The 23623-nt window shown below is 51.3% G+C and carries 23 protein-coding genes; all 23 read right to left on the reverse strand.

The features are described 5' to 3' along the window. Positions 1-5: 5 nt before the first annotated feature. Positions 6-1727 (reverse strand): hypothetical protein, encoded by a 1722-nt coding sequence (locus tag PHN51_11645; protein ID MDD2819431.1) that lies wholly within the window; start codon positions 1725-1727, stop codon positions 6-8. Between the two features lie 63 nt (positions 1728-1790). After that, on the reverse strand, positions 1791-3257 hold the full coding sequence (locus PHN51_11650; GenBank protein ID MDD2819432.1) for a hypothetical protein: 1467 nt from the start codon (positions 3255-3257) through the stop codon (positions 1791-1793). Between the two features lie 135 nt (positions 3258-3392). Continuing rightward, complete coding sequence (locus PHN51_11655; GenBank protein ID MDD2819433.1) at positions 3393-5552, reverse strand: hypothetical protein; 2160 nt, start codon at positions 5550-5552, stop codon at positions 3393-3395. 54 nt (positions 5553-5606) lie between these two features. Further along, positions 5607-6221, reverse strand: coding sequence for a hypothetical protein (locus PHN51_11660; GenBank protein MDD2819434.1), 615 nt, complete (start codon positions 6219-6221; stop codon positions 5607-5609). A gap of 11 nt (positions 6222-6232) precedes the next feature. Next, positions 6233-6622, reverse strand: coding sequence for a hypothetical protein (locus tag PHN51_11665; protein MDD2819435.1), 390 nt, complete (start codon positions 6620-6622; stop codon positions 6233-6235). Between the two features lie 31 nt (positions 6623-6653). Further along, on the reverse strand, positions 6654-7091 hold the full coding sequence (locus PHN51_11670) for a hypothetical protein (GenBank protein ID MDD2819436.1): 438 nt from the start codon (positions 7089-7091) through the stop codon (positions 6654-6656). Positions 7092-7105: 14 nt separating this feature from the next. Continuing rightward, positions 7106-8371 carry a hypothetical protein gene (locus tag PHN51_11675; GenBank protein ID MDD2819437.1) on the reverse strand — a complete coding sequence of 422 codons (1266 nt, stop codon included), beginning with the start codon at positions 8369-8371 and terminating at the stop codon, positions 7106-7108. Between the two features lie 193 nt (positions 8372-8564). After that, positions 8565-9104 carry a hypothetical protein gene (locus PHN51_11680; GenBank protein MDD2819438.1) on the reverse strand — a complete coding sequence of 180 codons (540 nt, stop codon included), beginning with the start codon at positions 9102-9104 and terminating at the stop codon, positions 8565-8567. 81 nt (positions 9105-9185) lie between these two features. After that, positions 9186-9647 (reverse strand): hypothetical protein, encoded by a 462-nt coding sequence (locus PHN51_11685; GenBank protein ID MDD2819439.1) that lies wholly within the window; start codon positions 9645-9647, stop codon positions 9186-9188. A 12-nt stretch (positions 9648-9659) separates the two neighbouring features. Next, positions 9660-11030, reverse strand: a complete 1371-nt coding sequence (locus tag PHN51_11690; GenBank protein MDD2819440.1) for a hypothetical protein — start codon at positions 11028-11030, stop codon at positions 9660-9662. A 79-nt stretch (positions 11031-11109) separates the two neighbouring features. Further along, positions 11110-12846, reverse strand: coding sequence for a hypothetical protein (locus tag PHN51_11695; GenBank protein ID MDD2819441.1), 1737 nt, complete (start codon positions 12844-12846; stop codon positions 11110-11112). A gap of 55 nt (positions 12847-12901) precedes the next feature. After that, positions 12902-14602, reverse strand: a complete 1701-nt coding sequence (locus PHN51_11700) for a hypothetical protein (protein MDD2819442.1) — start codon at positions 14600-14602, stop codon at positions 12902-12904. Positions 14603-14687: 85 nt separating this feature from the next. Beyond that, entirely contained in the window at positions 14688-14984 is a 297-nt protein-coding gene (locus PHN51_11705) for a hypothetical protein (GenBank protein MDD2819443.1), read from the reverse strand. 1 nt (position 14985) lies between these two features. Beyond that, a complete protein-coding gene (locus PHN51_11710; GenBank protein ID MDD2819444.1) occupies positions 14986-15327 on the reverse strand; it encodes a hypothetical protein in 342 nt (113 codons plus the stop codon). Between the two features lie 94 nt (positions 15328-15421). After that, complete coding sequence (locus PHN51_11715; GenBank protein MDD2819445.1) at positions 15422-16855, reverse strand: hypothetical protein; 1434 nt, start codon at positions 16853-16855, stop codon at positions 15422-15424. Between the two features lie 83 nt (positions 16856-16938). After that, the gene (locus PHN51_11720; GenBank protein ID MDD2819446.1) at positions 16939-17283 is read right to left on the reverse strand and encodes a thymidylate synthase; all 345 of its coding nucleotides are present in this window, start codon (positions 17281-17283) and stop codon (positions 16939-16941) included. A gap of 180 nt (positions 17284-17463) precedes the next feature. Continuing rightward, positions 17464-18264, reverse strand: coding sequence for an NUMOD3 domain-containing DNA-binding protein (locus PHN51_11725; GenBank protein ID MDD2819447.1), 801 nt, complete (start codon positions 18262-18264; stop codon positions 17464-17466). 151 nt (positions 18265-18415) lie between these two features. Continuing rightward, a complete protein-coding gene (gene thyA / locus PHN51_11730) occupies positions 18416-19318 on the reverse strand; it encodes a thymidylate synthase (GenBank protein ID MDD2819448.1) in 903 nt (300 codons plus the stop codon). Positions 19319-19343: 25 nt separating this feature from the next. Beyond that, positions 19344-20036: a hypothetical protein gene (locus PHN51_11735; protein MDD2819449.1), complete on the reverse strand. Its 693-nt coding sequence runs from the start codon at positions 20034-20036 to the stop codon at positions 19344-19346. 529 nt (positions 20037-20565) lie between these two features. Further along, a complete protein-coding gene (locus tag PHN51_11740) occupies positions 20566-21489 on the reverse strand; it encodes a hypothetical protein (protein MDD2819450.1) in 924 nt (307 codons plus the stop codon). A gap of 130 nt (positions 21490-21619) precedes the next feature. Beyond that, positions 21620-22120, reverse strand: coding sequence for an NUDIX hydrolase (locus tag PHN51_11745; GenBank protein ID MDD2819451.1), 501 nt, complete (start codon positions 22118-22120; stop codon positions 21620-21622). A 30-nt stretch (positions 22121-22150) separates the two neighbouring features. After that, on the reverse strand, positions 22151-22936 hold the full coding sequence (locus tag PHN51_11750; protein ID MDD2819452.1) for a hypothetical protein: 786 nt from the start codon (positions 22934-22936) through the stop codon (positions 22151-22153). Positions 22937-23050: 114 nt separating this feature from the next. Then, on the reverse strand, positions 23051-23590 hold the full coding sequence (locus PHN51_11755; GenBank protein ID MDD2819453.1) for a hypothetical protein: 540 nt from the start codon (positions 23588-23590) through the stop codon (positions 23051-23053). Positions 23591-23623: the final 33 nt, after the last annotated feature.

Here is a 23623-nt window from a genome sequence, read left to right on the forward strand (position 1 = left end):
TCTCCTTAGTCGATTTCAGGGATATCAGGGACGTCATCGTCCTCGTACATGTCAGCGTCCAGATCGTCGTCGGTGATGGTTACACCATCACCAGGGAAGATGTTGTCCAACCTTTCCAAAGTGTCGGAGTCCACCATGGACGTGTTGGACAGGAGCTTTTCAGTTTCTTCCAAGATGGCCTCAAGATGCTCGTGCGGAAGGATTGTTCCTGTGACAGGATCCACCTTCACGTACGGGTTGATTCTGAGTAGAGGAATCGGATTATTCTTGCTCAGGTTCAAGAGGCTGCCAACGGTAGCCGCAGAAGCCGTCAGTGTTTGTCGCTCAGAGGTGTTAGCCCCTTTGTCAACATCCACATAGTCAGACTCCTGCTGAACCACCATCGCGGAGTGCTTCGGATACAGGTGGTCACCTGCATACTCCACACTCGTCACAAATGGACAACCCTTGCGAAGGATGAAGATCGATCGAGCCTTCATGTACTTGTTCAGGATTTTGTCCACTGCTTTCGGGTCAAGCTTCGCGCCGTTGACGCGAAGCTCTTCTTTGCTGATGTCCAACACCGTTCGGGTGATACGACTGGTGATGGGTGCCAGCGCAAACGACTCCACCTCGTAGCTCTTGTTGTGACACAAGCTGCGAGACTCAGAGTGCATGATCCACGTGTTGAAGTTCTGAAAGATAACTGCCAGCAACTGCATCAGTGTGTTTGCCTGCACACCAACATCGTTCAGTTTCCCAATGGTGATGGTGTCAAAGCTGCTATTCAGGTCACTGAAGTGAGCGTTGATCTTCTCACTCAAGTAACTCAGCCCGTGGTTACCAGAGTGAATGATCTCGGCCAGCAGCCGCTTCCACATCACAGTGTTGTCCAGCTCTGTGATCGTGACGATCTCAGGGAAGTTGTCCACGATGTAAAAAACGTTCCCTAAGCAGTACAGCACGGTTTCGTTGTACTTGTCTTCAGGTACCAGGAACTTCAGGTGCGTCGGACGGTACTCCTTCGACTTGATGTAACCGTGCGGTGGTTTGGTTGTGGACTTGATGACCACACATCCGCGCTCGTCAGCGTCGTAAACCGGCTTCGGCACAAACCCCAGCAGCATCTGCATCGTGGCAGAGTAGCCGTAGTTGGCCAGCAGGTAATGCATGACCGTCGTTCGGGCTTTGGTCGTGTCTTCCAGCTTCTTGGCTTGGTTCTTGTACAGTTCAGTGTTCACCACGGGGATACGGTTAAACTTGTCGTTCACCATGACCGCGGCATACGTCCGGGTAAAGCTGTACTTGGCTGTCACGATGTTGATGAAGATGATCAACCGACCGATCGAGATCACCTTGTCAGCCAACGTAGGCATCACCAAGAACTTACCGCCAGACATATGCATGGTGTTGCCCTTGTTCAGAAATGGCACGTAGAAAGGACAAGCCTTGATCTCGTCGCTTCCACCATACCGAACGTAGAACTCCACCAGGTAGATATCGTTCTCAGCGATATCGTACACCGACCGACTTGCCTTGTTGAACAAGAAAGCCATCTCTTCCTTGGGGCTCAGCTCCTTGTATCCCAGATATTCCAAATGGGTGTTGGTCTTCTGAGACACCGAGTAGCGGATGAACTTGTCGATGTACTCCACCGCCTTCAGAAGGCGATGGTACGACAAACCCTCCACAACCTGGAGATTGAACTTGGGGCTGATTCGCTCCACGAATTGTCCAAATGTTGTCACTGTAGCTCCTGTTCCTAGTTGAAGAAAACACATCATGTTTCCACTGTGGAAAACATGACTCAGTTATGAAAACTTGCGATACGCAATAAACCCAGCCGCCAGCAGACCGGCTACAGAGCCTGCTGTCTTGAGGGTTTCAAGTGTGCTGTCACGACTGTATCTGTCTGATTCGTACCTTTCTTTGTTCTGTAAACTGCGTGCGTCATACATGTACTTAACCCTGTCAAAATCAAAGTCCATGCTCTTTTGACTGGTTCTCAGGGCGGCCATCTCGCGCTCGTGTTCTCCCTTTATCCGAATGAGCTCCTGCTCGTGTTGGGTTTTTTCTCGTTCACTATTGCGTTTATCCGCTTCGCTCTCAGCGCGGATACGTGCCAACAGTGCCTCTACCTCACTCTTGGTCATAAGTACATTAAGTTTGGCGTCCTCAACTTGCACCTGTTTATTGAGTCTGGTCAACTCTGCTTCCTGCGTAAATTGAGCACGTTTGTCAGCGCCGCTTTCAGCCTCTTCACGACTCTTGAAGATGAACCGATTGTTATCAATCTCTGCAAGTGGTGTAAAGGCGTCAGTATGGATCTGATGATTCTTGTCCGCAGAGACGATATACAGGCCGTCTATGGCGTTTTCATCATGCCTCCGAGGTACTTCCCTCACTGTACCTGCAAAACTGTAATAGCGGTGGCCTATCGTGTTTTTGTTGTCCACGATGTAGCACACCGTGCCATGTTCACGGATAGTGTCCGCTACCAGTTCAGCGTCAGCGCCGGCACGACTGAGATCGCCGTGATCCGGGATATCCAGCAGACCCTTGGTGGTGACTACCAGTCTCAGGCTGCGAACATACAGATCCACCGGCTTGTCTCTATCCATCAGCATGGATTCGGGTATCTCAGTGATTTGACAGACCTTTAACTGTCCGAACTTGTGATTGGGCGTGTTGCCTGGAGAAGTGTTCCAGAACTCTGCAACGGTCCTCAGAACCTCTAGTCGCTGCTCGTGCCCAATGGACGTTTTGCCGCGTTCACGTTCAATCAGTGTTTCAAGATAGTTCGAGACACCGGTAAGAGCGTGATAGGCGTCTGGCGTCGGCAATGCAAACACACGGAACAAAACGAGCTTGCCGTCGTATTGTTTCAGACTGCTGTTTGTCAAAGGTCGATAGGTGCCAGATATACCGATATCACTCTGTATTGTCAAGTTGTACTTGGTGAAATTCAGACCGATGACAACACCCCCGATTGTGAGATCATTGGGTCTCACATCTATCCTGGACTTCAACATTACTTCAGGTGATGGCCTTTTGTTTGACGTCAGGCTGTTATGTGTTGTGATGTCGTCAGCGATGTTTTCTCCTGTGGTAAAAACAATATCTGAACTGCTGTGAAACGTAAAGAGCTTTAACAGTGGCAGATATTTTACATCATCTTTAGATTTCCAGTAAGATCTTGCCGCACCTGTGAGTGAGACGTTATCACCGTCAGTGATATAGATACCGGCGACTCGGAGGTTACCCGAAATAGTTTTCATCCATAATACTCCTGTTGTTGTTAGACAGTAAGTATATATGGTACCCTATTTGACTCAGAAGACAACATAAGAGTCCCCCCTAGAGACCTTGTGGGTCTCTAGGGGGGTTACTCTGTCACTGGATCAGTGGTTCAATTAGACGCTGTGGAAGTTCTGAGCGACCTTCTTGGTCACAGCCGGCAGGTTGCTGACCTCAACGTAGGTCATCACAGGCAAGTTCTGGAAACGCACGAAACGTGGCACCACGGTCAGGGTGCGGCTGGTTTGGCCGTCCACAGACAGGGGCATGTTCAGCACGATTTCTGGAGTCACCAGGAAGTTGCCGTAGTTCAGCGGGTTCACTTCGCTGTTGCGCTTGCCATCTTCGATGATCAGCGACATCACGATCTTGCCCTTGAAGGCTTCAGCCAGGGTTACCACCACGGTGGTGTCCATGCGGTCGCCGAACAGGGAGACTTCACCGGCCTTCTGCAGGTAGGTGGCGGTCTTCAGGTCGCAGCCGATGATGACGCGGGGCTTGAAGTCGGGGTTGCCGGTCATGACACGACCCACAGCCAGGTACTCGGACTTCTCGATCATCTCGACAGCCAAGAAGCGCAGACGCTCGACCATGGCGGCACGGATGTCGTTGAAACGATCGGCAGAAGACTTGCTGTCCACGATCAGAGCCATGTCCATGGCGTCTTCGTTGAAGTACGGGATGACGTGGTTGGAGCCGATGGCGGTGGACTCGGGGAATGCACCGGTGGCATCGGCCACAGCACGGTAGGCACGGCCGCGTTCGACGTCTTTCAGCAGTTCGTTCACGGCGTCACCGTTGATGGCCACGTTCACGGTGGAGATCAGGGTTTCGATGCGCGAAGTGTCTTCAGAGGAGTCACCGGTCACAGGGGCCAGCACAGAGAAAGGCGCACGGTAGGGCACAGGGATCACGGCCAGTTTGGTCTGGGTGTCCAGCAGGCGGCCACGCTGACGCAAGTTGCTGTTGCTGCGGTAGCACTCGTCGGTGTAGCCCAGAATGGTACCAGCGGCCAGTTTGGCAGCCAGAGCGTTGAACACAGCGCCGGTCACCAGTTGGCCAGAAGCGTTGCGCAGGGAGTCCAGAGACAGTTGACCACGTTGCACCACACCGGCACCAGTGTCCATGGTCACGGAACCAGTGATGGTCAGAGACACGCGAGCGCTGTGGGTGGCCAGTTCGGTCAGGTAGTCCAGAGGAGCGCCGTCGATCTTGGTGGTCGTGGAATCCAGCACCAGAGAGTTCGTGTCCAACACCAGCTGCATGCGCTGGGTGTTGCCCTGCACGCTGTAGGTGTAGGCAGAACCGGGCAGGTCGTAGACGTTCAGGGAGATCACGTCGCTGTCGGTGCCGTCGGTGAATTCCACGGCCAGACGTTCCAGCTTGATGAAGGAGTCCAGAGAGTCGGTCGGACCCATCACGCCGGAGGCCAGCAGTTGGTCGGTCTGGGAAGTGCCGATCTTGTCGATCTTGTTGTCCACCTTGAGGTAGCCGGTTTCCACCGTCACGCCACCCAGGTCCATGGTCCAGGAAGGAGCCTTGGCTGTGTCCACGAAGATCGCGGCGTTGTCGTCGGCACCGCCGCCGTCACGCAGAACAGGCACGCAGCGGGTCAGCTCATTGCGCAGCATGGTCGTGTCGGTGTAGGCACGCACCAAGTTCTTGCGACCGTAGTTGGCCAGGGAACCGGTCACCGAACGCTTGAAGTCGTTGAACAGGAAGAACAGGCGAGTGGAGATCACCAGGCCGGCTTCGTTGGGGGAGGTCAGGATCGTGGGGTAGAAGCCTTCGGCGAATTCATCTTGCTTGGTGGCCAGCAAGTTGTACATCGTCGTGTGGGCCTGCATGTTGCGGTTTTCACGGTCGTCGTAGGCTTCCAGAGCAAAGCCGCGATCAGGGCGTGCGTCAGGGGCGCTCACATGCATCACCATGGCACCGGCGGGAATGGCGCGGGGTTTGGCGGTGATGGCTTCGCGAGGTGCGGTGGCCATCATAGCGCCGATCGTGGCAGCTTCCAGCGAGAAAGGCTTGAACGTCATGCCCAGGTCAGCAGAACCCACGATGTCACGGATTTGTGCTTCGGTGTTGGTCAGAGCGCCAGTCAGGGTGGCCAGCTGAGCTTCGTCGAAGCTTTCGGTGGCGATCACCGATTTGCCCAGGCCGGGGTTGTTGGTGGCGGCACTGGCGGACAGAACAGCCAAACGGTTTTGCAGGTCGCGCAGGGGATCGTGGGAGCCGCGGAAGCTGCCGGCAATCTTGGAGGCAAGAGTTGACATGAAATACTCCTAATGGAAAAAAGAAAAAAGGAAAACTTGAAACTTCCAGAAAGGTCAAACCAGCGCTCGTGTTTTCAACACATCCATGAAGGATGGAATCATCGCAAGCTTCAGGTAAAACCCATTGAGGGTCGTGGACGACACCCCAAGATTGTCAAAGTAACGCAGAAGGGCCAGGACGAAAGCCGTGCTTTCTTCCTTACTCTGTGTCAGGTGATGCAGAAACCCATTTTCGACGACAATCAAAGCCTTTTGACCATCGACCTGTCGAATTTCATAGGATGCTTTCGCCTCCGAATCAGGCGCGCCCAGATAAACCCGGCGCACAGTCTCGTTAACGTGCTCTTTGTCTCTGACAGACATAGAGGGTTGCAGAGGGCTGTACACGGTGTAACCGTGCCAAAACTGATAGAACCGGTTATTCAGTTCCAGCAGATGCCAGTGGGTCAGATCAGAGATCTTCGTGTTCTTGCTGTAGGAAGACAGGTCAGCGGCATCGCGATCGGAAATACCCAGTTCTTGAAACCGGTTGTGGGTCTTCCGGTCAATGATAGACACAATCGGATAGACCTCGGCCTTGACCACTTTGGAACCGGTGGTTTTGATCAGTGGCGAGTCGGGCTTGCAGTCCTGATACGAGGTAGTAGGTTGTGTGTAGACGTTGTTCACGGGGATGCCTTTCAGAGTTGTGCAATTTCAAAAGAGATCCCCAGCAACCGAAGCTGTTCGCGGATCATGTTCACCTGAGGTTCAGCGACACCCAACAGCCGCACTGTGTAGGTACCTCCGACGGCGACCTCCACGGTCTCAGGAAGAATCCAGACATCTGCCAAGACAACTTCCTTGTCCCCTATCTTGAAGAGGTAGTAGTTGTACTTGGTGAGATCGGATTCGGTGTCTGCTGGCAGGTAAGGGTAAACCTGACGATGACGAAGCACCACGTCACCAAACTTCAAGGCTGTGCGGTAGTTCAGCTCAGCCATCAGTTCAGCGTTGCGGAAGTTGCTTCCGAGGATGGACGGCGCGTGCACAGAAAAGTTGTAGCGCGTGTTAACGGACAAGACGGTCATGTTTTCTCCTGGTATATCTGCCACTTGATTTTCAGGTGTGCTTGGCTCGGATGGCGCGCATCAGACTCATGTCCACAGGCTCCATCCATTCGTCAAAGACTTTGATGGACAACGTGATGAAAAAGTTAGAGCTTTCACTGGTGCCGTAGGCGGCGTCATACAGCACGATGATCACATCGTTCACCTCACCAAGTGTTTTACCGTACTCTATGTTGACACTTTTGATCTGGAACCACTGACCATACTTGCCGTGTTCCTTGAGCCTGTAGTACAGCGACCGCATGTCCACATTGAACCAGACCGCAGCGACGGTCACCAGTTCCTTGTGCATACACCCGCCCTGCTTTTTAGTCAGGGCTTGAAACTCCAGCACCAGCTTCTGTTTGTCAGTCAGCTGGTCAAACGGGACATGAGGTTCCGCTGGTTTCTGTTTGCGTTTGAAAAACTTGTTCTTGAGATAGCTGAACATGATCTCTGTTCCTTTTACAAAAGCGCACCCACGCAGTACTTGAGTTCTGCGTGAGAGATAAGTTCCACCATGGTCGAACTGTGGTCCATGATAGGGTTGTTGTTGAGGCTGCTGTAGGTGATCTTCAGTTCGTGCAAGATCCCTTTTCTTTTCATTGACCCCTTGGTCACGGTACTGGTTGTTCCTGAGACCACTGTCTTCGATCCGTAGTACACAATCTCTGTCAACTTACCAGGAAGGATGAAGTCGTGATCCAGGTTGATCACATTTACAGTGGCGAAGCTGGCTTGTTTCTTCATGACCTCAGAGGACAGAACCAGGTGGTTGCTGTAGTTCCCCATCTGAGGGGCAAACTGCACGCCGTCTGCCCGCTTCTTGTAGACCACCTCGGTGGTCATCTTGTTTCGCTCAAAGACCGGACCCTTCTTGGTGATCTTGAAAGCGTCAGGACCCAGCATCTTGGCAGCATTACCGACACGGAATCCGGAGCCTTCTGACATGACCTTGGCTTCTTTGTCCTCCGTGATACCAGAGATGCCTTGCGCCAGTATGGTCAGACTGTTGTCTTTCCTGGATACCGCAGGATAACTGGCGGCTTTACTGCCTTCATCCGAGCAGTAGACCGTGCACTGAACAGTGTTGTCAACTGTTCTGTCTGGATCGTACAAGGAGTACATCCAGAACCCGGTCTTGTGTGTCTGGTAATCCAGAGACCCCTTCTGGATATAGCACCCCAATCCAGCGCTGTAGATACCTACAGACCTTTCTTGAATGTAATCAGGTATCTCGATCAACCGCTTGAAAGACGGCAGTGTCAGGTACCCCAGAGGTGTGGTCACTGTCGCAGGTTGTGCGGTGACAGCGTTCAAACTGGGCATGCCCTCGATCAGCACTTTGTTAGACTCAGAGGACACGATGGCTCGAACAAACTGATCCACAGGGACACGGATGTTACCCATGGACCCACCGGGTACGGTCTTGGCTCTCAGAGCCTCCACAGACCTGTCTAAGAGCTGTAAGGTGATCACCACAGGCAAACCTTGATTCAAGTCATCCTTGGACATGAACCTGTTGTTGGGTATCCCGGTGTTCTTGTCCGTCAGGTAGACAGCCTTGTAACGCGTGACCACGACAGAGGGTGTGCCACGCGTATCCTTGGTCATCTGTTTTCGGACACGAAGAGTGACCTCCATGTTGTCCATGTGGTCGTAGACATCGTACAGAAAGGTCCCCAGAGGGATAGCGATCCGAACTTCCATGTGGTCACCGATAGCGTCCACGTAGTTTCTGTGGATCACAAGCTCTCGGATAAAGACCCGGTGAGTAGAGGACAAGTCGTGGCTCTTGGTGTGAAGTACCAGCTGGAACCCAAAGCTGGGTTTACCTTTTCTGGCCTTGACCTCTTTGTCGTAGTTCTGATAGACCGCAGAGAAGATAGACGTGTTAGCGCTGAATGTCAAGCCCATGATAGCCTCAGAATCTGCTGCCTTTGCGGCGAGCCTTTAACAAGTTGCTGATACTGTCGTAGTCCGGTTTGACCACTTCTTTCTTCTGCTCCATCAGTCTTTGCAAAGGGTTCACCAGACCCACGCTTGACTTGTTGAACAGTTGTGTGATGACTTCCTTGGGTTGAGCTTTTTCATAGATCAACTTAGAAAGGTTCTCTAACCCGGTGATCAGTGCTTTGTTTTCAGAGATGTCGCCGTTGATGGAAGTGGACAGATAGACTCTCCATTCGTCCAGGTACATCTCGATGTTCTTGTGCATGCGAAGCATGTCATCCCTGGAAGGAACCTTGACCACAATCCCGTCGTTGTAGTACTCGGCTATCCTGATGATCGGGATCATCACCGTGGTGTATTCGTTCTGTCGCTGTCTGTCCAGAGTCTCGTTTCCTGAGACAAAGTGTCCAAACTTCTGGAGGTAGAGCGGGTTCTGCGTAACCAGATCTGGGATCATAACTCGGTAAAGATCGTTCCAGATCCGACGAGCGTGTCTGCTGTAAAAACTCATAGGAACTCCTGGTGTTCAGTCAAACTAATAGCAAACAGTGAAATATCCACCGAGGGACCGAAGCCCCTCGGTGGACACCTGTCAGTCTTTCAGATGGTACATGCGCTGCCAGATCACCTTGATAGGGAGCACTTCGTCACCATCGTTCATGTAGCCCAGATAGAACTGGACACCGTAGCGATGATCAGGGTGACGTCCGAAATCCAAGAAGCGTCCGAAGAAAGCGTCTTCTTCAGAGTACTGATGGAACTTGATCGAGATGTTCTTCACCGTGACATAGAACCCGGTCACACGGTCGGTGCTCATGGGTTCAGAGTCAAACGGATAGTTGAGGGTGAAGTCACAAGCGTTCACAGCGGCCAAGAACTCAGCCTCAGTGGTGATAGGCTGGCCGGTGAGTGTATTGGTCATGCGGTACCGATCGATGCCGCCACCGTGGACAGAACGTTCAAGCAGCTTGCTGACAAACAACGGGGTGGCAAAGATGCGGTTATCTGCAAAGTTGGCAGCGATGATCGCTGCGACTTGGGGTTTCGTGAGCATGTGTACTCCTGTTTAAAGATTGCATTTCACCATCAGCCATGCGACAGGCAGAAGGTAGAACTGGTGTAAGAGGCTCCACTTCTGGTAGTCCTTCAGAAGCATGTAGAGATCCTGACGAGTGATCGCCTCACCCTTCAAGAACCTGACAAGAAGCAACTCAAAGTAGCTGATCTGCCCATAGGTGGAGTTGTCCAAGAGATAGGTGTAGAAGTGCTCAGACACGATGTAGCTGTCGTTCACAAACAGCTCATGCAACAGGGGCTTCGTGTAGAGAGAGCCGCTCAACTGGGTCTCGATCTGGATCGACGGCAAGCTGTAGTTTCTGGCAGTCTTGTACCCTGTCACAAACGGCGGTGTTTCTCTCTGCAACATGACTGACTCAATGTCTGTCGATCTGTCAGGGGATATAGGGTAGACGATGTTCTTGACCAGAGTGTGGTAAATCGCATCGAATCTCAGATGGTTTCTCAGAGACAAGGTAGACGCAAAGCCGTACCGTTTCCCTACCATAGGCAGCAAACCCAATTCCCGTGTCAAAAGCAGATCGAAGAAGCTGTGTTTCCCGATGTACCGATCACTGTAGGTGTAGGTGAAGAACCGCGCACCCACCTCAGGTGGCAGATCTACCGTCTTGTGAATGAAGTCTTTCAGCAGAGGGTCGTAAAAGGTTTCGTCGGTACCGGGCAACAACAGACTCCCTATCTCCCAGTGAGGGAAGACACGGAAGTAGTACTCCTGCGAGGAAGCCATCAGCGCCTTCAAGGCATCTGTGTGATGCTTGACATCTGGAGTGACCAGGACATCTCGATTGAAGTAGTTGGTGTCAGGGTTGAAGTAGTACGTATCCTGAACACGCTGCTTCAGAGCGGCCACAGATGCTGGGTCAGCTGTCACGTAAGTCAACAGGCTGTAGTTGACCTCATACAAGCTCTCTGCCCGATGTGTCTTCCGCTGAACGGAGTTGACCACAAAGATCGCGTCTTCTCCACTGTCCACGTTAGCCACAAAGCAGTCACCCACGTTAGGGATAACTTTCAGAGGCATCAATGCAGCGCCAGTGACAGAAGTGACCGCAGTGGCTTCGTCGTAGCTGGCTGTCAGCGGAGAGGTGACTTGCAAGATCATGCCCAAGATCTCTGTCACGGGCTGAAGCAGATCAGGGATCTGGTTGTCAAAGTGATCCAAACCGTTGGCACGGTTCAGGATCTGTCCGTAGTAGTGCACTGTCCACGGGTAGCCTTCTACGTACTTCAGAAGACTGCCAGCCTTGGACTCAGGGAAGAGTGTGGTGAAGTTGGACTGACTGGGTGCAGTCAGTACCTCAGGTACCGTTTTGTGGTTGTCATTTACCGATGACGTCGGACTTAACTGGACAACTGGCATGGATATTCCCTTATTAACATCAGATCATTTCTTACCTTTAAAGAAGCTCACAGCCCGGTTTTACCCGGGCTGTGAGTCTTCACATGTCTTTCAGATAACCAGCCTCTACAGAGGTCAACATGACCGTGGACATGGCATACGTACCATGGCTCAAGTAGTCACTCTTGAAGTTCTTGTTGACACGGTAGTTCTCCAAGTTGGTGACTCCCGATAATCTGCGATACATCTGAGGAAAGCTGTGGTACAGCGTGTGGGTCAAGAGCCCCATGAGTTGTCCGTCCATACCGATGATGTCGATGACTTTACTCAGAAACTCGTGCTGTTTCTTTTTGAGACCATCTTCCAGTATCAGAAGAAAGAACCGCTGCAAAGTGTGCTCAGGTACAAACATTCCAAGCCGTTCTACCCGGAAGTCTTTGGTAGCCTGAATCAACGAAGTCAGGTAAAACAGCAGGTAGTCCTTGTGCTCATACATCCGATACATGACCGAATGATCCAGAGATGTCACATCGATGTTCACACTCAGAGTGACACGAGTGGGTTTGATCAGACGGAGAGGTACTTTGGACTTGACATTCAGGTTAGCATCCACTGTCAGGATGTTGTTGTCGAAGTGTGTGTCGTCCTGGTGCAACCCTAGGTAGAAGCAGGACATGTGCGGATGGATGATCTTTTCACGATCGATGGTCCGTATGTACTCCAAGAACTTGGGGTTGATCTGGTAGTCACCATCAATCTCCTTCAGGTTCAGGAGAGAGACTTTGTCTGTCTCGTCGATAACCACCAGCACAGAAACCAGGTGAGCGTAGCCGGCGTGACCTATCCGGTTACGGAAGGTGTCAAAGGTCGGCAGGTTAAGAGGCAGATCCAGATTCATGACTTGCGTCAGTGATCGGTTAGACTCAAAGATGGACAGACTCTGAGACGAGATAGACCTTCTCTGGGTCGCTGGGTCATCCATCGGCTTGGCTTTGGCATCTGCGATGTACTGGAGGTACTTGGCAGGCATGGGTCTGTTGCAGACCATGGGTGGGTACTTGATTGTGAACCACCTGGGGACGTCGATGCTGAACTTGTAAGGGACGGTCAGCTTGTGGGTGTTGGCAGAGTTGTCAGACTCCACAGCGTCTGGAGACCCACCAAAATCAAACACACCGATGATGCGTGTTCCGCCTTCTCGCACAGCGATCCGATGGTTGGTGGTGGTGCCGACCAGGTCAGACATGAGGTGCGTGCCCTGTATACTGCAAGACCGAAAGTATTCAGACAAAGTGTTGGGAAGGAGCCGACTTCTCAGCTCGTGAACATCTTCCACAAAGGTCTCTACCATCTTCGGATAGATGACGTTGTACACGACGTCGTGGTGAAGGATGTTCCTGGCTTGGTTCAGATGAACACGGATGTCATCTCTGAGTCGTCTGGCCTCTGTCTTGGACGGTGTCGTGAACTGGAAACTGACAGTCACCTCCGACCTGACATAGACCGGGGTGATCACTATCCCCAGGACAGCGTCCATGAAGTAAGGCGTGTTCTCAAACTCTCGAACAGCGTCAGTGCCCAAGTAGTCGTCGTTGTAGGTCTCAGAGATGACTGCTGTGATACGCCGCTGACCTACCGTAGACGGACGGTTAACGGTATCCTGAATAGAGGACGTGTTGCGGTTGTCGGTTTTGCTGATCTCGATGTCGTTGTGAACCACGACCAGCTCAGTGGGGGCTATACCGATCTGGGTAGCGATCTGTTCGACGATACCGAAGTAGACAGAATTGAGGATGGATTTCTTGGTCTCTGGAAGAGCCACGGTCATGGTTGGCATGAGTGTCCTTTGTGAAGAGTACCAGGCTAAGAAAACTTAGCCTGGTACCAGAGGGTTAGTAGGAGAACTGCCGGGCACTCTCGTAGATGTACTTGACCATCTCGAAGCGCACCTTGGAGTAGGTACCGTAGAAGTTGGTCATGAGCTCACGAAGAATGACCTGGAGTCGACTGAGGAAGTTCAGGATGAACTTGGTCAAAGCTCGCAGAGCTTCGGCTGCGTCAGGAGCAACGCCTCCAGCAGTAGAAGCGGTTTCACCTCTAACATAGGCGTCAGCCGCCGGATAAAATGACTCACGAAGGCCTTCTGACAATTTAGACAGGGTGTCCAACGTTACTTTTAACGCATCTTCGGCACTGGGTTCGTTGGACAAATCAGTCAAAACGGCGGCTGTGCCGTGCCACTCTTCAGGGACGTTGGCGGCCCATGCTTGATCAAACGCAAGAGTACCTGGGTCAGTCACCGCTTTCGCGACAAAGTTCTTCACAATTACCGATTTTTGGTCAGGCGTGTAACCCTTGACTTCTTTGTCGATCTGAGACAGCTTCATCTCCGTCGTCCGCATCAGTTTGTTGATCCGATCTTCCGTCTGGTTCACAAACTTGTCCACACCTTTCATGGTGTACGGTTTGACACGCTTGCGATAGTCTTCTTCCAGCTTGACCAAGATGTCCAGATTGTTGATAGGCATCAGCGTCTGGTCCACGTGCGTGTTCTCAGAAGAGCTCCCTGTGATAAACAGGTTAGCCTGTGCAACGTGGAACATAAACATGTTCACACCAGCTGGCAAGGAGTCACGGCTGTTAGAGACCTCAGAGACAGCGCGGACCACGACCTTACCGCCTGACAACTGGGCGCGATCAAACTCTTCGTACAGTCGATCGTAAGCGTCTTCCGGCAGATCCTTGTCATCTGTCAAGGTAAAAGGAAACAACTGATCCAGGAACTTGAAAACCTCAACCTTGATAGATTGTTCGGCAGACGTCACGTCTGTCACCGCAATCCCTGAATTAAGCTTATTGGCCAGTTCACCGACATAATGTTCGATATTTTTGTACACCGCATCGTTGACCAAAGGGCTGGCGTTGCTGAACCCGATGTGATGCATGGCTTTCTGCAAACCATAGATCTTCATCAGTCCCTCGGTGGTCAGGTACTTGTCGTCCATCTTAGACATGCCGCCCTGAGCTAGCAATGCCGGCAACCTGCTTGGGATAGGGCGATTGGTGTTGTTGATCGCTTTGTTCACCCGGAGCTTGGCCACCAGGTTCTGAGTGTAAGTCTCATAGCTGGACAGATCTAGCTCCATCCGCAGGATCCGCTTGAAGAACAAGCCGATGCGCTTGAACAACGCAGACATGAAGTCCTTGAACTTTTTCCAGATGGACTTGATGAACTCGCCAATGCCTTCCAGCGCAATCTGCTGTGAAGCCTGTGCGGCATAGGGGTTCTTGAAATCTTCCAAGGCGGGGATAGACGTGCTCTTGGATGTCCCTGACAAACTGGCCAGAGCCAGACGACAGTTTTCCAGAGACACGTTATAAGGCGCTGTAAGCGCTTTTTGATGTGTGAGGGTATCTCGCATACCCTCGACCAATCGAAGATGACCTGAAGCTGTTTTAAAGCCTTCCAGAGCCATACCTGTTGAAGACCCCAGCTCGTCGATCTCACCGGCTGGATCCAGAGAGTCTAAACCAGACTCCACTTCAGCGACTGCGCCGTCTTCGACTTCGTCGTAAAACAAACCTTTTCCCATGGTGACTCCTTCAGTGTCTAAAAAGTATCAGACGATTCCTAAGGCCAAAAAAGAAAAAGGGTACAGGGGAAACCCCTGTACCCGATCACTTCTTGGGTCGTGTTTTCTTCTTGGTGTTCCAGATACGAAACACTGTGATCGTCCCAAACAAGGTTACGATCAGACTGACGGCCGCGCCGATAAGCGTTACCCCCAGGGCAACTGCGAAGACCGCTACCAGGAATTTCAGATAGAGAATGACAGACTCCCAGAATCCAAAGTTGTAGATACAGACCATAAAGATCAAGATCCAGATAAAGGTTGCATCTACGTTGTTTTGGTACTCACGGTGTTTTTCACTGAGCGGATTGTCCCACCGGAGTTCATGTGTATCGCTGGTCACATCAGTCTCCTGTTATCCAATCGATAAATGATGATACGATGCCCGCAAAGATATGGAGCAAGATCTCCAGAATCCAAAACAGCAGGCCAGCTGCAATCAGCCCTACAACAATGGCGCCAATGCCGACCGGAACAGAGCGCCAGCCGTACTCAACTGTGCTTGCGATCATGACCATGATCGCGATGACAGTCAGTGTGACACGATCGACTATCCGGAGATACCGGTAGTGATACTCGTTGTCAGGGTTTGCCATGTATTCGCTCTGGTGGTGCAGCTGAAGACGTGGATCCTCATACCGCCACCGGTATTCGAGCGTGACATCGATAGGTTTACGTTTCCACATGGGCGTTTTCCTTTAAGTTGGTTGATGAAGGTCAACTAAGATATATGTAGCGGTAAAAAAGTCAGAAGACCAGGGAGTGATCCCCGGTCTTCTTTCATGCAAAGTGTTTCAGAGAGAGCGTGGCGTACTCTACATACCCTTCACCTGTTTCCAGTGCGTGGGTGTAGACATTCTTGCCAACCTGGTTGTAGTTCTGGAAGAAAGCCTGAAGCATCTTCAAGCGCTTCTGTACTTGCTGTGACAAAACGTTCCGGTACTTGCCGTACTTGGCTGGGTCCACCTTGTCGATGTCAGCGATCAATGCGTCTACGTTCTTCAGCTGCTTCATGATCTCGTCGTTGACAGCCGAGTAGTTCTTGACTGAGTTCTCAGCCATCTCGATGATTTCGATGGCGTCGTTGCACATAGAAGTCAGAGGGATCTTGCCACCCAAGGTCAATTTGCCAGGAGTCTCTGTGGCGTCTTCCATGACCACCTGCACACCCTTGCTCTCGTCGATGGTCACTTCCTTCAGCCTGAAGCCGTTGATCATGACTTTGCCCTGGACCTTCATCAGGTGTCCACTGACTTTTTCCATGAACTGCTTGAACTCAGCTTCAACTTTAGCTGCGTTGGCGTCCTCAGTACCCGCGTCTGCCAAAGCTTTCTGGTCAACAGTGCTGTCAGCATCGGCAGCTTGTTTGGTGGCGTCTTTCTGGATGTCAGAGAGAGTCTTGTTGGATTCCTTGATGTCGGCTTTCTGTGCGCGACCTTCCTTGGTGAAGGTTCCTTTCAGGGCACCGATCTTGCCCTTCTCAGCGTTGTTGGCATCGATAGCGACGCCAGCTGACTTGGCTTTCTCTTTCAAGGCTTTGATGTGGCTGATGAACCCTGGTCCCACCAGTCCAGATTTGGAGAGCTGGGTGGCTTCAGTGTTGATCGCCACAAAGGCAGCCATCCACTGCTTCATGTTGGCGATAGACTCACCCACAGTGGCGGTGTTCACCTCGTTGTGACCCACGTACTTTTTCTGGAACCCTGAGGTGACTTCTTCCTCGTTCATGCCAGCGGGATCGATCTCCTTGTCAGTCTCTGACAGAACCGTCTTGATATTCTGCAAGCGCTTCTTCACAATACCCAGACGTGTGAAGTGTTTGGTCAAGAAGGCGGCTACCGTGTCATAGATCTTCTTGAAGAAGTTCTTGATCTTCTGCCAGATGTCACCCATCCAGCCTTCCAGTGCAAATTGTGCATTCACCGACGTCACGTGTTCAGTCTGGAACGCTTCTTCAGCGATCTGAGCTGGCACAGGGACCTTACAGGTTTCGCCCAGCAAAGCGGTATAAGCGTTCACCAGAGCACGGTTGTCAGGACGGACAAAGAAGTAGGACTCCGCAGCGATAGCGTCCATGATCACCGCGGTAGAGCAGTAAGCCTTGACGCTCAGACGCAGCTCTTCAAAGTCGGTGTCCAAGCTGTTGTGTTCAGTAGCGATGACAGGTGGTGCATACCTGGTTGCGACTGACTGATTTTTGTACAGACCTGCCATGAGGGCTCCTTGTATACAGGGAAAAGAAAAAGTATCAAAACATCCAGACAGACTCCGAAGAGTCTGTCTGGAGTTAGCTTTCTTTACACGGCCATGACAAGACCAGGGATGGCTTCCTGGGGATGGTAGTTCTGGATCTCGTAGTGACTGTGGTCACACGTCTTCAGAAACCAACCGCAAGGTTCCAGGAAGACTGGGTCAGGGCGAGGTGCGGTGGTCTCGTTAAAGACCAGTCGTGACACAGGGCTGTCCAACAACCGAGAGCGAAGAAGTTCAGCTGCCTTCAGATGGGACTCATAGATGTGCACTTGGTTCAGATGACCGGTGACCGTACGTGGCGTGTAGCCTGTGACACGTGCCAGCAAAGCAAGGAGGAATGCGTACCCCACCATGTTACTTGGAAGCCCCAAAAGTGTATCCACTGACATAATGTTCAACCAAGATCGTTGTGGCGCCTCACGGCGGACACTCTCTTCTTAGCCCGCGCCATCACGCGCAGCTGCATGTCGCCATGCAGAGCAGATCATATCACGGACTCTCAGATAAGAGCCCCCTATCGTTTCGAGGTCACTTGACCCCTACTCTCTTTCGAGATGATCGTTAGGCATTTAAGTCACAAAGCGATAATTAGTGTACTTTTCTTTTTCACTTTTAACCTTATACAAAATAAGGCCTGGTGAAACATTCAGTTTTCTAGCAGCTTCTGTGGCCGAATTATACACAGTATCGTCTATCTTTACCTTTTTGGCATTTGGCGGTGTTCGCGCGGCTGCCTTGGCTAGTTCTGATAAACGACGCCTGGTCTCTACTGAATGTTTTTTATTGAAAAAGGGGTTTAGCGCACCAATTCTTTTTTTAGCTTTATCCGATATACGCTTACGCATTTCAGGCGACAGATTCTTTTTAAGTCCAAGCAGAGGACTAGGTCTTCCTAAGTTAGCCTTCGCTATCTTAGCCCTAGCTTCAGCGCTGTGTGTTTTTCCCCACATGCCGTTTCTTTTACCCAGCTTACCGAAGAGTATTTTTCGTTCGGTTGCTGACATGTAGGACATTCTGGACCTTACAGATTCTGTTATCTTAGCGATAATTTTTTCTCGATTGATGTTTCGAGTTAAATTATCTCCGCCCTTTACACCTAGACCGATATTCAAAAGAAGGTCGCTATCTTTGTAGCGATCCAACAGCTCTGCTTCGACGACATAAGCATCTTCTCTTGTGTTTGTCGGAATATATGACCTACTCAAAGCCTTATTTTCCCACCAAAGTTTTTGTAACCCGTGGCAGTGGTGTTGGTTTTTGTTTAGGTCAAAAAGGTGTCGCTTAATGCGAGCTTCAATATCGCCAGAGCTACCGACGTAAAACTTTCCAGTTTTTACATCTATTAAAAGGTATGCGCCAATTATTGTCATTGTAACACTTTCTGTAGTTTAGACAGAGTATGTTCTTGGCGTACCTTTTAATATCGCTAGGACTATTTAGCACGGGATTGTCTCTGATGAGAGTTTCCCCGTTTAGACAGGTTATTCGATCGGGATCACTCCCGAAAGGCGCTCGGATTAGTTAACGCTGCGTCCATGAGAGGTGGAGTTCACGTTTTTGGGTATCGACCATGACTTGCCACATGACATGGCAAGGAGGAAGCGCGCCGCGAACCTGCTTTACCGACTCAGGTTTCCAGCCGGTTACCAGGATACGACGAGAGTCCGGTGTGCGATGGATAGCCTCGACGACATCAGCAACCTGATCCACCACCATCCCGTCATCCCCGACCCAGTGCCGCCAAAGATCGCCATAGATCTCACCGAGATCATTCTTGCCTAACCGATGGCGAGAGGACAACCACGGTGAGGTATCGGACCCTTTGGTCGGAAGGTTGGCGTTGGCGTGCCAGTACTTGCAACCGATCTCCTCAAAATGCTGGCTGTTGGTGTACCCACGAAGAAAACCCAGCATCTCACCGATGGCTTGTTTGGGGTAGATCTTTCGCAGATTCAGGATCGGGAACTCTTTCTGGAGATCCACCTTGACGGTGGCTGTGGGTATCCAGCGACTGGGTTCACCGGTACGGTTACCCTGTGTGATACCTTCCAGCAGAATTTCCGCGATGATATCTCTGTACTGTGCGTCAAATCGTTCTCGGTGGGGGACTGGGCGGTTGGCGGTTATCGCGACCCTATTGGAATAGGCGTCGGGAGACACATAGATAGAACTGCGGTCGGGGATATGCGCGATCTTGGCGTAGGTGTCTGCGGCGGTTTCTGTAATGCCGGCGGTCGAGATATGTACGTCAGGGTTAGGGGGACTGTGGCTGGGAACCCAGGTCTCCAGAGTGCCGTACAGATTGATCCGTGCGGTGTAGGTTTCGTTATTGCCAGTGGCGACACCGTGGATCGTGATTGAACTCTCTGTCTCTGCCTCTGACGTGCTCACAGAGTCTGTAGGGTTGTTAGTTTGGGTCGTCATGTAGATTATCCTTTCAGATGTTCAGTTAAATGAGAGCAGGGAAGTTTGGAAGACCGAGGTCTGACAGCTGACGCACAAGGTTTTCGTCCAATTTGGTGCGCAGTTCTACCACCCCCCTTGTCTGCAGAAAGAAGTTCAGTCCATCCTTACTCCCAAGTGGGTAGAGTGTCAGATCGTGTTTGGGGCGGATATAGTCGCCGTGTATATCAAAGTGCACCGACGGAATCATAGCCACAGTAGCACCGTCGCTATAGCCGTACCCGGATACGATGGGCGCCGATATCCAGGTCGGCGTATATGGTTGAAATGCGCGGCCTGTTGACTCGGGTTGCTGGCATTCGGTCTCAGCCAACTTCAACAGCCAATTCTTCAGCGCGGGTTCTCTCTGTCTTTGCGCAAGACGAGTCAGCCGGTACTGGACAGCTTGATTGAGTAGCCTCTGTGCGTCAACGAGGCTGTGTTGTACCTCCAAGATTTGATGAATCTGGGATTGACACAGAGTCAAAACGTTAATCTTGAGCTGTGTGTTGGTTGTCAAAACAGAGCGGTCGACGATATCGTGAAGCGCGGACAGTGACTCCAGGTCCATGTCGGAGAGTGGCTCGCCGTTGACTGTCGTTAAGGACATACCCAGCTGTGGGTTTTCTGGCGTTTCGACGATATGAAATTTCATACCGTGTTCAGCGAGGTCATGGATGATGGGTTTGTCTGGGTTCATGGTTGTGTTTCCTACAAACGTTGATGAAAAGAACGCAAGTTCTGAGACTTGCTACGGCAAACGTTTTGTGAACGGTGTCGATCACAAACGCGGTTTGGTGGTTGAAGAAGAAGACTCGAAAGCCCTCCATCTCTGCCACCCCCTCTGAGACATCTACCACGGACAGAAATTCATCGATCACTGGAGCTGTGTCTGAGGTCTTGCTGCCAGAGAGCAGCTTCACAGCTCTCCGACGGTCTTGGAGATTACCCTCTCTGGAAGGGTACCTTTGTGTCGCTTGATCAAAAAAGAGCTGAAGCTCCGTGATGTTCATAAGAGACCCTTGCATTTCAGAAATCGAATAGCGTGTCCCTCGTGGGTCATCCGTGCGCGCGAGTTACGGACCAAGAACTTGTATGGACTGAAGCGAACCAAGACCTCCTGCAAAAACTTCTTCTGAAGAGTCAGCTGGTGTATCTGTAAGCGGAACTCAGCCCAATCTTTCTCAACCAAAATCTCCAGTTGTTTTTTGAACTGTTCTGCGGTAAGTTCACCGCATCGCACTTTCTGCCACATTTCGTCGGTATCTGTCTTGCGCATGATTGCGCTCCTTTGTATAGTTGGTGGGCTCTGACTTTGCAAACTTACGGACACGGTCATAGATATCCAGCACAGTCTCCCCGGTAGGGAGTCTCAGGTTCCACTGACTGAAACTCGGTGGAAGATGTCCATACAGAGCCGCAGTGTGTGCCACGGTCCATCCTGTTTTGGTGGAGATCCCCCAGGCACTGAAGCTGGGTGCCGGTGTGTGGTGTATCACGTAGACATGCGCCACACTGCGTCCTTTAGCGTCACTGACTTCCCAGTTTTTGTACTGTCTGGGAAGACTTCCTTCTTTAGCCTGTGTGAACAGACCCAGAAGGATATCACGATCAGGTCGTTTTTTGTTCTGAGACATGATAGTCGCGATCTTCTCGACCAGATGTCGTCTGGACCGACACAGGGTGATCATCTTGGGTGACCCACACGCCAAGATGGCCAAATCGTACAGCTGTGTGTCTACATGCGAGTACCAGCAGTCACCGAGATAGACAACACGCTTACTCATGGGCCTGTACATGAACCCAGCCTCCATGGCCGCTGTTTCCACCTCCTTGACAATTTCGCTTTTGTACAACTTGATACGGTTCTCACGAAACTCCTTGGTCACCTGTAAACTTGGGGTGTTTTTGAGTCGGTCCATTTTCGTGACCAGATTCAAGCACTTGTCCGTGCTCATCAGGTAAGTCATGAAGCGTGTGACTTCAGCTGTCACATCCACCGAGACCTTGGGTCCAGGTACGGTCAGTATCCGTGTTCCAGCGACATGACCGAAACAATGCTTGGTCTGTGCGTTGAGACTGCACAGCTCATCCTGTATCTCCTCGATCTTGTCACCCAACTCACGTTGAAGATCGCTCAGTGTTTGACTCATGGGTTATTCCTCCAAATGCAGATTGATGAAGAAGGCTTGTTGTCAGTTTAGATATATGCAAGTCAGATAGTTTCAGAAACAAACAAAAGAAAAAGAAGAGACACCGGTTAGGGTGTCTCTTCTGATTTGATTACTTCCAGGACTTCAGAGAAGGTTGCTTGGTAACATGATCCACTTTCAGGATCAATGCAAGCTTCTCTATCGCTTGCAGGCGCGCTTCATTTTTCACGCTAGGGGGTGAGGACTTCATGAGTTCGTATGCGTCTGCTGGGGTCTCCCAGGTATACGGAAAGCCATCTCCTTCAGAGTTGAAGAGAGATTTGTCCACCTTGCGAAACTTGGCATAAACATACGTATCGCTGGCGCCAGAGTAAACTTTGGCTCTTTCAGGGCTAAGCCCTATACCAGGGTAGTCCACAGTCAGTCCAAGGGGCTTGACATCGGTGATATCGACCCCTACTTCTTCCAGCACCTCTTGACGAGCCGCCTCTTCGACAGAGAGGCCCTCTTCGATACCTCCGCCCGGGAAGACCGGGATGATGATGTTACCTGGTATAGGCTTGCGCCCCACCATCAGCTTTTTGTTGTGAATGACGATGACCCGGACACAGGGTCGAAGTGGTTTCCTCATGGGATCCTTTAGAGTTAATTATTCAACTCATTAAACACCGTTGTACTTCCCCCAAGCCAGCAGTTTGGCTGCCGCGTCGTAAACGTAGTCTTTCAGATCGGTTTCACCTGCCTTGACCGTGAAGCCAGACTCCAGGAAGATCTCCTTGACTTTGGCTTTTGTGTCAGGATTCAACATAGGGGTGTTCTTCACCAGGATATAGTCTTCATCGACGCCGGTGGTCAGCTCCGGATGTTCTGCGATCAGACGCTGATAATCTCGACTGAATTGCCGACTTTCAGCTCCTTCGCACACACCACCCATTACCCATAGGCCGTCGAACTGAAAAACCAGTTCTTTGTTTTGATTTACAGGTAGCGCTCGGGTCACTGTTGCGAATCTGAAGCCGTCCTCATTCAGCAACTTGAAGCTTCCCTCCGTCACATCGTCAGGTACGACACTGGCGAGCGTTATGTATTCGAAGGCATGATAGACAGTACCAAACTTATCTCCAAGCACTCCAGAGATGCACGCCAGTCGGGCTTTGATCTGAAACAGTTCACCCAGCGAGAGGTTATCCTGTCTCAGTTTTGTCTTCTTATCCGCCAGCAATTCCAGACTACCCAGTACATCGTAAACCGGTATCAGTGAGTCATCTGTTTCAAGACCGCGCTTGCGCTGATGAGGTTGATTGCACCAATTGAAGATGCTGAGCAATTCCTGTCCTGTCAGATTGTCGGCAGGCACGCCGTTGATCATCAGCGCCCCAGCAGCGTCACGCTCAAACAGAAAGCCACCGACAGAGATGGTGTAAGGGAAGATGTTTTCCAGAGACATGAAAGTTCCTTTCGGTTGGTTGATACAGTAACTATGTACCTAATCATAAGTGGTACAAATGTAAAAAAGAAAAGCCACCCCACGGTGGTCTTTTCTTAGAAGAAGAGTCTGGTCTTAGTCGACCAGACTCTTCTTCTGTTTGCGCCCCCGATGGTTGCTTTGAAATTTTTGCTTCAATTCTTCAAACCGATCCAAAGGAGGCACCGAAGAGCTGGGTCCCGCCTGATCCACAGGAGCCGAGGATGTTCCGGTGCAACCTTTGTTGTTGTTGTCCGACTCTGTGCTTGCGGCAGCGCTGTCGGACCCGCTAAAAATATCTGCCACGATTCGAGCCACTGTTCTTTTACCCACAGCCGTCAGCACAGCAGTGTTCGCTGGCCCGACGATGGCCGCAGCCTGAACAATCGCCTCTTGCCGGGAAAGCTTATTTTTGAACAGATCCTCAGCTACCTGCCCGATCATTTCCAGCTCTGTCGCGCTGATCCTTATCTCTTCTTCTTTTTCTTCGGCTACCGCGGCACCTGCTCCGACGACCGAAGAGTCATTTTTTTGACGACCTGTTGTTGCGCCGCCCAGCAGCGACGCAATTCCATACAAATCCCTGTCGCTGGATGACCGATTGTTAAAGGTGAAAAAGTTGGTACCTTGATTCATAGTGAACTCCTAAACCGCTATGCCAGATCAGAC

The sequence above is a fragment of the Candidatus Nanopelagicales bacterium genome (assembly GCA_028687755.1).
Classification (GTDB): Bacteria; Actinomycetota; Actinomycetes; order S36-B12; family S36-B12; genus UBA11398.